Origin of the sequence: Leifsonia sp. ALI-44-B, from assembly GCF_001984125.1 — a bacterium.
Taxonomy (GTDB): Bacteria; Actinomycetota; Actinomycetes; order Actinomycetales; family Microbacteriaceae; genus Okibacterium.
On record NZ_MTQL01000007.1, the window covers coordinates 498,730 to 511,521 of the forward strand.

The following is a 12,792-nucleotide window of genomic DNA, read 5'->3' on the forward strand; positions in this document are numbered from 1 at the left end:
GTCATCCTTTCACGGAGCCTGCGGTCAGGCCCTTCATGATCTGCTGGTTGAGGAAGAGGTAGATGACCAACGTGCCGACCACGCTCACGGCAATGCCGGCGAACGTGGGGCCGTATTGCACCGCACCGTATTGGCCGGTGAAGTTGAGCAGCCCGGCCTGGATCGTGCGCAGGTTCTGCGAGTTCGTGAACGTCAACGCGATGAGCAGGTCGTTCCAGAGGAAGAAGAACTGCACGAGCCCGATCGTGAACAGGGCGTTGCGCACGAGCGGCAGGCCGATCTGCCAGAAGAGCCGGAAGATGTTGGCGCCGTCGATGGTGGCCGCTTCGAAGACATCCCGCGGGATGGCCCGGAAGAACGTTGCCATCATGAACACCGTGAGGGGCATGCCGATGCCGATGTAGGTGAAGAACAGCGGCCAGAGCGTGCCCGTCAGGTGCAGCTTGAAGTAGATCGTGAACAGCGGCAGCAGGATCATCTGGGCGGGCACCATGACGCCCGCGAGGAACCCCAGCAGCACGATGCTGCGGCCCTTCCAGACCATCACCTCGAGCACGAACCCGGCCGCCGTGCCGAGAATCAGGATGACGGCGAGCGAGGGGAACACGACGATGACGCTGTTGAGGATGTATCGGCCGAGGCCGCCGTCGACGAAAGCGGTCGTGTAGTTGTCGAACGACCACGATGCGGGCAGCGACCAGAACGGTTCGTTGAGGAACTCGAGCTGCGTTTTGAACGAGCTGAGAATCAGCCACAGGATCGGATAGATGACGGCCACGAGCAGCAGCACGATCACGATGTTGAGCGGTAGCCGGCCGAAGAAGCGGCGCACCTTGCGGGCACGGCGCGAGCGGTCGGGGCGTCGGGCGGGCGATCCGCCGCGATCAGCGGAGGTCGACGAGCTGGGCGAGGTCGGCGCGTTGCCCCTCGCGGGCCCGGAGGCGAGCGTGGATGCGGCGGACGGGGCGGAGGAGGATCCGGATGCGGTCGTCATGGTCACCCCTTGGTGAGGTCGCGTCGGGTGGAGCGGAAGATCAGCAGCGTGACGAGCAGGCACAGAATCGTCAGCATCATCGCGATGGTGCTGCCGTAGCCGTATTCGCCGTAGCTGAACGAGGTCTGGAACATGTAGAGCGTCAGCGGCGTGGTCGTGTTGCCCGGCCCGCCGTTGGTCAGCGCAACGATGGTGTCGAACACCTTGAGCGTGCCGTTGATGCTGAAGATGAGCGATGACAGCAGCACGGGCAGCGAGAGCGGCAGCACGATCGAGCGCACGAGCTTCCATCCGGATGCCCCGTCGATGCGCGCCGATTCGAGCAACTCTTCGGGGATGTCGACGAGCCCGGCGTAGAGCAGGATCGCGTAGAACCCCATCGAGCGCCACAGGTCGAGCAGGATCACGACCCAGAACGACGAGTCGGCATAACCGAACCAGTCGACCGAGGGCGCGCCCAGGAAGTTGAGGAAACCGTTGACCGGTCCCGTGGTCGGCGCCGCCTCGAACAACTTCTGGAAGAGCAGGCCGACGCCCACGGTCGGCAGCACCACGGGGAAGAAGAAGATGGTGCGGATGAGGCTCGACGCGCGCTTGATGCGGAACGTGTACAGCAGCGCCAGCAGGTAGCCGAAACCGACCTGCAAAACGGTGAGGATGATGGCGTACCGAATGGTGAACCACGTGGCGCTCAGAGCCGTCGGGTCACCGAAGAACTTCGCGAAGTTGTCGAGCCCCACGAACGTGAAGCCCGTGAGCGCGTTGCCGTCGAACACCGTGTAGCCCATCGACCAGAAGATCGGCACGAGCATGACGACGGTGTAGACCAGCAGCGCCGGCCCGAGGAGGAGGAAGATCGCCCGACGATCTCCGAGGACTTTGTTCATGATCTGCTTTCACGTTCGAAGGAGGGTCGCGTCGACCGGCCAGGCCTCGGCCGGTCGACGCGATCACCGTGAGGGCCGGCACCCGGCGCCGCCCGGGGAGGGAGCGGCGGGGGGCGGCCGATTCGGGTCTAGCCCTGGTTGGCGTCCTGCACGAGCTTCATGAACTGCTCGCCCGTGATGGACCCGTTGGCCAGGCCGCCGCCGTTCGACTGGCTGACCGTCGTGGCCTGGGCCGACATGAGCGCCTCGAACCACAGCACGCTCGACGGGGCCTTCTCGATCTGCTCCTGCACGAGCTTCGTGGTGGCGGGCAGGTCGGCGGGCGGGTTGTCGATCTTGAAGCCCGAGACCACGCCGTTGTCCTTCAGCACGGTGTCGCCGTAGTTCTCGACGATGCATCCGAGCCACGCCTTGGTGTCGTCGGTGAAGCCGTTGCTCGCGAACATGGTCGGGATGCCGACGTTGGCGGGCACCTGATCGCTGCTTCCCTTGCCGCCCTCGACGTCGGGGAACGGCACGAAGCCCACGTTGTCGACGCCGATCTGGTTCTGCGCCTCGTCGTTGAACGCCGTGATGGCCCAGCTGCCCATGTAGAGGAACGCGGCCTTGCCCGTGAGGAACAGGTTGATCGAGGTGTCGTAGTCGATCGACGTGGGGGCGTCGCCGAAGTAGCCGGCCGATCCGAGCTTGGCGACCTCGTTGGCGGCCTTCACGTATTCGGGATCGGTGAGCTTGGCGTCGCCATCCGCCACTTTCTGCAGGGCGTCGGGGCCGAGCTCGCGGAACAGGTAGTTGCCGACGAGTCGCGTGATGGGCCATCCCTGTTCGCCCGAGGCCGAGAAGGGCTGGATGCCGGCGGCCTGGAACGTGGCGGCCGCATCGACCAGCTCGTCCCACGTCTTGGGCGGCGTGATGCCGTTGTCTTCGAGCATCTTCTTGTTGAACCAGAAGCCCTCGATGTTGAACTCGGTGGGCAGCGCATAGAGGTCGTCGGTGCCGTGCAGGGCCTTGATGGTGGATGCCGCGGCGGGCAGGATCTTGTCTTCGAGGTCGAGATCTTTGAGCTCGGTGCTCAGGTCTTTCACCTGGTCGCCCTCGATGAACTGCTTCATGAGCGAGGGCGTGCCCGCGGCCATGCTGAAGTTCGAGAGACCGCCCTGACCGGCGAGCAGCTGCAATTGCTGGTCCCACGTGGTGCCGGGGATGGCGTCGGGCGTGAGTTTTGCGGCCGCGTTCTCGGTCTTGCACTGATCGCCCGAGAGCGTCTTCAGCGTGTCGACGATGGTGGTGTTCTCGTTCTGTCCGAGATAGGTGAAGGTGCCGGAGCCCGAAGCCCCGCCCCCTCCGTCGCCGCTGCACGCGGTCATGGCGAGCACGCCGGCACTGACGAGTGCGACGAGGGGGATGACCCGCCGGCCCCGCTTGATTGCTGTAGACACTATTCCTCCTTGAATGTGACAAACCTGGTGAAGCGTTTCATCGTGAATGTACGGGCATGGCGGGCCGTTGTCAAACCAATTTCCGGCTTGCCTTTCGCGAAACAGTGTGGACACACATCAAAACTGGTGTTGACATGGTGAAGCGCTTCACGGCACACTGGCAGCCGTTGATCTAATGGAGGGTCGCCATGCTCAGAACACATCGAATGCGTTCACTACTCGCCTCGGCCGCGGCCGTCGCCCTCGTCGCGACGGGGGTGGGAACGATATCGATCATCGAGACCGCCCAGGCGTCGACCGGCTCGGGAGGAAAAGTCGAGGTGGTCTACAGCGGCTACAACGACGCCTCGACCACGAACCGGTTGACCACGCAGGCACCCAAGACGCTCGCACCGCTCGCGAACGCAGCGGCCGGGACCTCGACCATCGCCGTCGACCCGTCGATCACCTATCAAACCTGGGAGGGCTTCGGGGGCTCCCTCGAGGACACGAGCGTCTACAACCTGGGCCTGCTGGCCCCCGCCAACCGCGAGCGCGCGCTCAACGACCTGTTCAACCCGACCACGGGCAACAACTTCAACCTCATGCGCCTGCCCATCGGCTGCGCGGACTTCTGCCGCGACGCGCCCAACTACTGGACCTATGCCGACAACGGCGGCACGCCCGACCCGTCGCTCGCCACGTTCTCGATCCAGAAGGACATCGACAACGGGCTCATCACGATGCTGAAGCGCATCCTCGAGATCAACCCGCAGGCCAAGTTCTACTCGTCGATGTGGTCGCCGCCCGCGTGGATGAAGACCACGTCGAGCATCACGGGCCCGGCGTCCGGCGGCACGTGCCCCACTGACGGTTCCGCTCCGCGCGTGCACCACGGCGCGTCGACCGGTTCGAGCGTCGACTACTACCCGGTGCTCGCGCAGTATTACGTGAAATACATCCAGGCCTACAAGGCCCAGGGCATCCCGGTGTATGCGGTCACGCTGCAGAACGAGCCCAACATCACCATGCCCTACCCGGCAACGTGCTTCAGCCCGACGCAGCTCGCCGAGTTCGCCGTGGTGCTGAAGAGCGCCTTCACGACCGCGGGCATCGCCACCAAGATCTGGGGACTCGACGACAACGAGCAGAACTCGTTCCCCTACGCCGACGCCCTGCTCGGCAACGCGGCGGCCAACGCGGCCGTCGACGGGCTCGGCTGGCACAACTACGCCGGCACGCAGGTGTGGCAGCCGAGCGCGGTCGAGGCCCTGCACCCCGGTAAGACGGCCCACATCACCGAGATCACGAACGGCGCCGACCGGCTGGTCGAGTACTTCCGCAACAACGTGTCGAGCTACTCCTACTGGATCACGCAGTACCAGTTCATGCCCGGTCCGGGACCCGGATATTGGCAGGGCACGTCGAACACCAACCCCGACTTCTACACGCCATCCGTCGTGTCGTTCGCGGGCAGCAGCACCACCAACCAAGGCGACACGAGCAACTATCAATTGAACGGCTGGTACTACTCGTTCGGCCAGTTCTCGCGCTACGTGCAGCCCGGCGCCGTGCGCATCGACAGCACCGACCGCGTGAACGGCAACCTCACGAACGTGGCGTTCGAGAACCCCGACGGCACCATCGTCACGGTGGTCGTGAACCGCATCCCCACGTCGACCAACAGCGCCGTTCAAAACACGCCCGCCGCCGCCATCCGCGTGGCCACGCCCGACGGGCAGTTCACCGACACCATCCCGGGCGACACCGTCGCGACGTATATCTACACGCCCACCACGGGCGACACGGTGTCGACAGCGGGGGCTGTCGCTTCGGCTTCGGCGACCAGCGGGGCCTTCACCGCCACGCAGGCGATCGACGGCTCGAGCGCGACCGCCTGGACCTCGGGCACGAACCAGGCTGCGGGGCAGACCTTCACGGTGGACCTCGGCCAGGCCAAGACGTTCGACCAGATCACGCTCAACGGCGGATCGCTCGGCGGCGACGCGCCCGCGGGCTACCAGGTGCAGACCTCGGCGAACGGCAGCACGTGGAGCGCGGCCGTGGCATCGGGCGCCGGCACCTCGTCGTTGACCAACATCACGGTGCCCACGACATCCGCGCGCTATCTGCGCATCACGCAGACCGGCAGCGCCGGCCGCTGGTGGAGCATCGCCAACCTGTCGCTCTACAACAGCGCGCAAGGGCTGTTGCCGCTCGCCGGCGCGAGCGTTTCGGGCGCGCCCACTTCGGGCACCGACGTCGCGGCACGGGCCATCGACGGCATCGAGTCGACGCGCTGGTCGAGCGGCGCCGCGCAGACGGCCGGGCAGACCTTCACGCTCGACCTCGGGCAGGCGCGCAGCGTGAACGCGCTCGAGCTCGACAACGCGCGCAGTCCCGGCGATCAGCCGCGCGGCTACAGCGTGTCGACGTCGACGAACGGCACCACGTGGAGCTCGCCCGTCGCCGTCGGCAGCGGTGCGGCCTCGCCCGCAGCGGCCACCGCGAACGGGGCTTCGCCGACCACCAAGATCGCATTCCCCACCACGAATGCGCGTTATGTGCGCATCACCCAGACAGGAGCGGCGGCCGGCAACTACTGGAGCATCGCCGAGCTGCGCGCCTACAACCTGGCGCCGGTCGTGCTTCCCCGCACGGGATGGTCGGCATCGGCCTCCTCGACCGAGGCGGGAACGTCGGCCGCCAACATTCTCGACGGCAACACCGCCACGCGCTGGAGCACGGGCGCCGCCCAGGCATCCGGTCAGTATCTGCAGGTCGACCTCGGCCGCATCACGCAGACCACGGGCATCGACCTCGACGCCGCCGCCTCCACGGGCGACTTCCCGCGCGGCTACACCGTCAGCGCATCGATGGATGGCAGCACCTGGACGCCCGTCGCCCAGGCCACGGGTGTGGCGGCCGACGTGCGGGCGCAGTGGCTCAGCACCGACGCCCGCTACCTGCGCGTCACCCTGACGACCCCGTTCGCGAACGCCTACTGGTCGGCGGCCGAACTGACCGTGTGGGGCACGCCGTCGACGCAGCCGTTCGGCGTGCCGCTCCCCCGCACCGGATGGAGCACCACCGCGTCGGCCACCGCGACCGGGTCGGCCACGGCCAACGCCACCGACGGGCTGCTCGACACCCGCTGGAGCGACGGCGCGGCGCAGAACGGCACCGAGTGGTTCCAGCTCGACCTGGGCAGCGCGCAGGCGTTCACTAAGGTGCAGCTCATCGCCGCGGGAAACCTCGACAACAACAACGGCGACTACCCGCGCGGCTATGAGGTCTACACCTCGAACGGCTCGGGCTGGACACTCGTGGCGGCGGGCAGCGGAACCGGCAACGTGCTCGACATCACGCTGCCCGCCCAGAACGCGCGCTACATCAACGTGCACCAGACCGGCACCGACGGCGGGCACTGGTGGTCCATCGCCGAGATTCAGGTGCTGCGATGAGCGCGGGCCCGAACGCGACCACTACTGTGACAACATCCTCGAGAAAGAAGCCAATGACGCTCACCTCTTTTCACCCCGGCCAGGTCTGGAACGACACCAGTGGCAACCGCATCCAGGCCCACGGCGGCTCGATCATCACGGTCGACGGCGTGTACTACTGGTACGGCGAGAACAAGGAGTTCACCGTTCCCGGGTCGAGCATCTGGCACTGGGGCGTGCGCTGCTACTCGTCGACCGACCTCTACAACTGGGAGGACCGCGGCCTGATCGTGCCGCCCGTCGAGGACGACCCCGAGCATCCGCTGCACCCCGGCCAGGCCGTCGACCGCCCGCACATCATCTACAACGAGCAGACCGGCAAGTTCGTCTGCTGGATCAAGGTGATGAGCAAGGGATCGTTGCAGCGGTCGACGGTGCTCGTGGCCGACGACATCCTCGGGCCGTATGAGATCGTGCAGACCTGGTTGCGGCCGCTGAGCATGAGCGCGGGCGACTTCGATCTGGTCGTCGACCCGCACGATGGCAAGGGGTATTACGTGTTTGAACGCGTGCACTCCGAGTTGATCGTGGCCGATCTCACCGACGACTACACCAACGTGACGGGCTACTACTCGACGCACTTTCCGCAGCCGCAGCCGCCGTTCGTGCGCGAGGCGCCCGCGCACTTCTACCGCGACCGCAAGCACTACCTGTTGACCTCGGGCACCACGGGCTACTACCCCAACCCGTCCGAGGCGGCCGTCTCGCCCACCATCCACGGGCCCTACACGGTGCTGGGCGATCTGCACCCGACGGATGCCTCGCGCACGTCGTTCCACACCCAGATCTCGTCGGTCTTCGAGCATCCGCTCAAGAAGGATCTGTACATCGCGCTCGGCGACCGCTGGCTGCCCACCTATCTCGACGACGGGGATCGCGCCCACCGGGCGTTCGAGGAGCACTTCGCTCCCGGCCGCGACGGCGACGTGCGCATGGAGGAGTTCGCCGAGGTGAACACGTCGCGCGCCGACTATGTGTGGCTGCCGCTGCGCTTCGAGGGCGACAGGCCCGTCATCGACTGGCACGACGAGTGGTCGCTCGACGACTTCGAGGATCGCTGACGCGTGCGCGCAGAGAAATAGAGGAAGGGGACGAGCTGTCGCGCTCGTCCCCTTCCTCTTTTATCCGCCCGGGGTTACTTCCTCGAGGCCGCGGTGCCGCGTCGGCGCTTCGCGAGGGCGAGCGCGCCGAAGCCCGCAACGATCAGGCCCGCCGCCGCCCAGCCGATGGCGATGCCGCTCTCGGCACCGGTCGCCGCGAGACCGCGGTTGTTCGTGCCGCTCGTGCCCGCCGGGCTGTTGCCGTCGGGCGTGAGGGCGCCGGGCATGAGGCCGGAACCCGGGGTGCCCGGGTTTGCGGGCGTGCCGGGCGTCGACGGGTCGGGGCTCGGCGACGGGTCGGGCGCCGGGGCGACCTCGATGGCCGCTGAGGTGATCGCGCCCACGCGCACGTCGGCGCCGAGGCCGGCCGCGTCGCTCACGTGCACGCCGATCACGGTGGCCTCGTCGGCCGTGAGGATCTGCTCATTCAAGACCACGCGCACGTTCGAACCCGGGAGGGCGACGATCGTGTTGGGAGCGATGGGCCCGGCGGCGATGGCCGTGTCGCCGATGGTTCCTCCGAGCGACGAGACCTCGATCGACGAGGGGGTCGTCACGACCGTCAGACCCGCCAGGTCGACCGCGATGGTCGTGCCCGGGTAGAGCGAGATCGGTCCCGTCGTCACCTCGGAGCGAGTCGCGTCGACGCGCGCGCTCGGGGCCACGACGCTCACCTGACCGGCGGCGCCGTCCCCGACCACGAGCCCGTCGGCGGCAGCCGCAGCAGCGTTACCGGCATCCGCGGCAGCCGCGACGGCAACCGGAGCCTGAGTATCGGCAATGGCGAGTTTCGCGCGCTCGACCGACACAGGGTCGGCGGATGCGAGCGGCGCCGCGTCGATGACGCTCGGGCCCGTCGCCTGCACGCCATACGCGTGGCGCGCGGGCAGCTCGGTGCCCCCGTGTCCGGGCGGAGGCGTGGGTTCGGGCGTCGGGTCGGGCGTGGGCTCGGTCGACGCGGGCGTGACCGTGACGATGCCGAGGCGGACATCCGGGTAGGTGCCCGTCAGATCCTCGTAATGCAGGGCCGTGATCGTGGTGCTGCCGTCGGCGTTCTGCACGCGCTCGTTGAGGTGCACGCGCACACGCTCGGCGCCGGCCGCATCGACGCCCGTGTAGAGGTCGGTCGCGGTGTTGATCCAGACGCCGTTGACGAAGACGGCGCTCGACACGTTGTCGAAGGTGACGGTGGAGGAACCATCCGGGGCCACGGCCAGATTGAGGCCGTAGACGCGCAGGGCGCTCCACACGTATTCGCCGATCGCCGAGGTGTCGGGCACCTGCGTGAACTCGTCCAGCGAGACCGCGGCACCTGTCTTGTCGGCCGTGACCGTGACGTTCTTGGCCCGAGCCGGGAACGCCTGGGACGCGGCGACGAGCGCCGACGTGACCGAGCCGCCCGCGGCATCCACGCGCGGTTGGCCGTCGATGAGGGCCTCACCCGTCGGCGAGGTCACGAGAACGCCGACGGTGCTGGCGATGCCCACGCCGGTCGACGGCGGAACGACCACCGGGTCGGGCGCCGGAAGCACGACCGAGCCGAGGCGGACGTCGGGGTTGGCGTGCGTCAGGTCCTCGTAGCGCAGGGCCGTGATCGTGGTGGATCCGTCGGCGTTCTGCACACGTTCGTTGAGGTGCACGCGCACGCGTTCGGCGCCGGCCGCATCGACACCCGTGTAGAGGTCGGTGGCGGTGTTGATCCAGACGCCGTTGACGAAGACGGCGCTCGAGGGGTTGGCGAACGACACGGATGATGTGCCGTCGGCCTTCACGGCCAGCTCGAGGCCGTAGACGCGCAGGGCGTTCCAGCGGTACTCGCCGAGCTCGGTGCGGTCGGGAACCTGCGTGAATTCGCCGACGGACGCGGTGGCCGAGCCATCCGTTCCGGTCGTGACCGTCACGTCGCGGGCCGTTGCCGGGAAGCCGCCGTCGGCCTGCAGCAGGTCGGCCTTCTCGGTCGCGCCGGCGCGAGTCACGCTCGGCTTGCCGTCGATGAGCTCGGTGCCGTCGGGAGCCGTGACGCGCACACCGCTCACCTGGGGCGAGGTCGCCACGGGGTCACTCGGGTAGCCGGGCGTCGGGGCGGGCGTGGGCACCGGCGCGGGAGTCGGCCCCGGTGTCGGCTCTGGGGCCGGAGTGGCGGCGGGCGCGACCCCGCAGGTCACCTGTCCCGCACGAACCCGCCAGATCTCCGACGCACCCGATTCGCCCTCGACCCGCAGGGCCGTCGTGGTCTGTCGTCCGTCGGCCGCGACCGTCCGCTCGCCCACGATGATGCGCGTGGGGCCATAGATCGAATCGGGGAGCGCGTAGCTGAAGCCCGGGGTTGCCAGGGCGGATGCCGTGATGTCGACGCCGTCGACGGTCAGTTTCGAGAAGTCGACCGCCGAGCCACCGCTCGTGTCGCACGTGGCCGACAGCCCCGTGAAGACGACGGGCACGCGGTTGCGCAGCGTGAACTCACCCGAGGCGATCGTGGCGGAGGCTCCGTCGGCGCGCGCCTCGGCCACGAGGCCGCTCGTGCGCGTGGTGTTGATCTTCAACACGTCACCCGTGCTGTCGGCGGTCTGCCGCACGCTCGCGCCCGACGACCAGGTCGCGAGGGGTTTCTTGGCTTGAAGCGTGCCGCCGTCGATGTCGAAGATCTCGACACCGGATGCCTGGGTCAGGGGTGCGGTGTCGGCGGTCGCCGAGAGGGCGCCCCCGATAACGGCGCCACCGGCGAGGAACACCGCGAGCGCGCCCGCGACGATTCCGCGGGCGCTCGGTCGCAACGATCGTACGCTCGAGCCGGAGCCAGAGCCGGATCCGGATCCGAGGCCGGAGCCGGATTGCGGGCGGGTGTTCGGTTGTGGTTCCGAGGAGGGGGTCAGGGTCGTCATTTGAGCTGTCCAAAGTTCTCGATGAAGGAGGAGCCGGTCGGCACGCCGAGGCCCGTCACGTTGTCCCAGCCGCGCGCCGATTGCAGCGACTGCGGTTTGGTGTCCCAGACGAAGATCGTCTCGGGGTAGAGCGCATCCTTCTCGGTGCCGTTCGGCGACCACGTGGCGGCCGAGGCCGGGGTCACGTCGCGCAGGGCATCCGTGCCGGCGAGCGAATAGAGGAAGGGAGTGGCCAGGCCGACTTCGACGCCGGTCTTCGCCTTGGCGAGCGCCACCATCGACGCGACCATGGGTGTCGCGAGGCTCGTGCCGCCGTGGCTCACGTATTGCGTGCTCCCGGCGTGGGGGCCATAGACCGTGAACCCGGTGTTGGGGTCGGCGAGCGAGGCGACATCCGGAAGCAGACGCCCGGTGCCCGTCTGCCCGGGCAGGTCCAGCTGCCAGCTCGGCCGGTCGTAGACGACGGATTCGCCGCCGCCCGACCCGAAGACGAAACCGGGCGGGATGATGGCGCCGTTGCGCGCGAAACGCGTCTGCGTCTCCCAGCCGGCCTCGACCGCGAGCGAGCCGTCCTGGTTCAGGCCCGTGCTCGTGCCGCCGACGGCCGTGATGTAGGGGCTCGATGCGGGCGACGTGACCTCGGCGCCACCCGCGTGGTCGCCGAAGTCGCTGTAGTCGCCGTCGTTTCCGGCCGACGAGAAGACCGAGATGTTACGGGCGGCGGCCTCGACGAGAACGCGGTTCAGCAGGGTGCGGTCGTCGGCCGTGTCGAGCTCTTCGAGGGCTCCGAACGAGAGGGAGATGACATCCGGGTCGCCGTTTTCGACGGCGTCGAGGATGCGCGTGAACATCGACGTGGTGGTGCAATCATCCGACCCCCAGTAGATCACCCGGGCGTCGGGTGCCATGGCGTGAACGGCCTGCACGTCGAGGTGTTGCTCCTCGGTCCACGAGGACGGGCCGCCGCAGCGCGTGGGGTCGGGGTTGGATGGCGAGTGACTCACGTATTGGCCGGGCGCGAAGGGCTGCTCCCCCTGTGCCGTGAAGTACGTGTTGGTGTTCGCCTCGACGTCGAGATCGTCGTAGGCAGCAACGATGGCGATGGTCGCGCCGGCTCCCGTGACGTCGGCGGGAACCTGCTGCACGTCGCGCAGCTGGGCGGGCGTGTAGCCGCAGAGGGAGTTCGAGCGCTTCTCGATGTCGAGGCCTGTCGGCCACCGGTCGCTCAGCTTCTCGCCCCAGTAGGTGGCGCAGTCGGGGCTGACGACGGGTGCGGCGGCGCGGGGTGCGGCCGGTGCTGCGAATGCGGCGGACGGCGCCTGCGCGAGCGAGCGCTCAGCGTCGGAACGCGGCGACGACAGCGTAGGGCGGAAGGTATCCGCCTGGATGAGCCCGGAGACACCGACGACGGCGGGCAACTCGGAGGGCACCGAGAGCACGCTGCGCGGTGCGATGGCGCCGGTGCCGCCCACCTCATACGCCTGGAACGAGGTCGCGAAGGCTGCGCTGACGGCATCGACGGTGCCGGTCGCGGGCAGAATGCCGGCCGAGGCGCGGTAGTCGCCCGGCTCGAGCCCGTTCTGGGTCAGCCACCGGGCGACCTCGCGCACATCGTCGGCGCGCTTCTCGTCGATGATGACGCTGAATCGGATGTCGAGCTCGCGATCGGCGGCCGCCACGGGCGTTCCGGTCCGATCGTCCGACCAGCTGGGCACAGAACCGGGCAGGGCCACCCGGTTCGGGTCTATCGGGGTGCTGTGGGTGGCGATGACGCCTGTGGAGACCAGAACGGCTCCGAGGGCGAAGATCCCCAAGGGAACGCGTGAGCGCATGAAGTTCCTTGCTAGATGAGGGGCGAGTGAAGGCAGCGGGCGCGTCGGTGCCGCCCGGCTGCGATCGAACTCTATCTGATAATGAGAACGTTTATCGTTAAGGGTCGAGGGGGGACCACTCCCCATCGCCCCGGCCCCGCGCATGCCGATAGGGTCGGGCACGGACCTGGTCGATC

The 12,792-nt window shown here is 68.0% G+C and carries 7 protein-coding genes; 2 read left to right on the forward strand and 5 right to left on the reverse strand.

What is annotated here, in order from left to right; genetic code table 11:
* Window position 1: 1 nt before the first annotated feature.
* The 3 genes from ALI44B_RS09330 to ALI44B_RS09340 all read right to left on the reverse strand — a co-directional run bounded on the left by ALI44B_RS09330 (window position 2) and on the right by ALI44B_RS09340 (window position 3,320).
* A complete protein-coding gene (locus tag ALI44B_RS09330; protein WP_083709821.1) occupies window positions 2-994 on the reverse strand; it encodes a carbohydrate ABC transporter permease in 993 nt (330 codons plus the stop codon).
* A 2-nt stretch (window positions 995-996) separates the two neighbouring features.
* Window positions 997-1,881 (reverse strand): carbohydrate ABC transporter permease, encoded by an 885-nt coding sequence (locus ALI44B_RS09335; RefSeq protein WP_077054440.1) that lies wholly within the window; start codon window positions 1,879-1,881, stop codon window positions 997-999.
* Window positions 1,882-2,009: 128 nt separating this feature from the next.
* The gene (locus ALI44B_RS09340; RefSeq protein WP_238592174.1) at window positions 2,010-3,320 is read right to left on the reverse strand and encodes an ABC transporter substrate-binding protein; all 1,311 of its coding nucleotides are present in this window, start codon (window positions 3,318-3,320) and stop codon (window positions 2,010-2,012) included.
* A gap of 206 nt (window positions 3,321-3,526) precedes the next feature.
* Here ALI44B_RS09340 and ALI44B_RS09345 point away from each other — a divergent pair, with 206 nt between their 5' ends.
* Complete coding sequence (locus tag ALI44B_RS09345) at window positions 3,527-6,763, forward strand: discoidin domain-containing protein (RefSeq protein WP_077054441.1); 3,237 nt, start codon at window positions 3,527-3,529, stop codon at window positions 6,761-6,763.
* Window positions 6,764-6,816: 53 nt separating this feature from the next.
* Window positions 6,817-7,863 (forward strand): family 43 glycosylhydrolase, encoded by a 1,047-nt coding sequence (locus ALI44B_RS09350; RefSeq protein ID WP_077054442.1) that lies wholly within the window; start codon window positions 6,817-6,819, stop codon window positions 7,861-7,863.
* 74 nt (window positions 7,864-7,937) lie between these two features.
* On the opposite strand, the gene ALI44B_RS16520 is transcribed toward ALI44B_RS09350, so the two are convergent.
* Both ALI44B_RS16520 and ALI44B_RS09360 read right to left on the reverse strand, forming a co-directional pair.
* The gene (locus ALI44B_RS16520) at window positions 7,938-10,676 is read right to left on the reverse strand and encodes a hypothetical protein (protein ID WP_077054443.1); all 2,739 of its coding nucleotides are present in this window, start codon (window positions 10,674-10,676) and stop codon (window positions 7,938-7,940) included.
* A 104-nt stretch (window positions 10,677-10,780) separates the two neighbouring features.
* Window positions 10,781-12,616 carry a S53 family peptidase gene (locus tag ALI44B_RS09360; RefSeq protein WP_077054444.1) on the reverse strand — a complete coding sequence of 612 codons (1,836 nt, stop codon included), beginning with the start codon at window positions 12,614-12,616 and terminating at the stop codon, window positions 10,781-10,783.
* Window positions 12,617-12,792 lie beyond the last annotated feature (176 nt).

Coding starts and splice junctions, on each gene's coding strand:
- ALI44B_RS09330 (WP_083709821.1), bottom strand. CDS start 994: ATGACGACCGCATCCGGATCCTCCTCCGCCCCGTCCGCCGCATCCACG.
- ALI44B_RS09335 (WP_077054440.1), bottom strand. CDS start 1,881: ATGAACAAAGTCCTCGGAGATCGTCGGGCGATCTTCCTCCTCCTCGGG.
- ALI44B_RS09345 (WP_077054441.1), top strand. CDS start 3,527: ATGCGTTCACTACTCGCCTCGGCCGCGGCCGTCGCCCTCGTCGCGACG.
- ALI44B_RS09350 (WP_077054442.1), top strand. CDS start 6,817: ATGACGCTCACCTCTTTTCACCCCGGCCAGGTCTGGAACGACACCAGT.
- ALI44B_RS09360 (WP_077054444.1), bottom strand. CDS start 12,616: ATGCGCTCACGCGTTCCCTTGGGGATCTTCGCCCTCGGAGCCGTTCTG.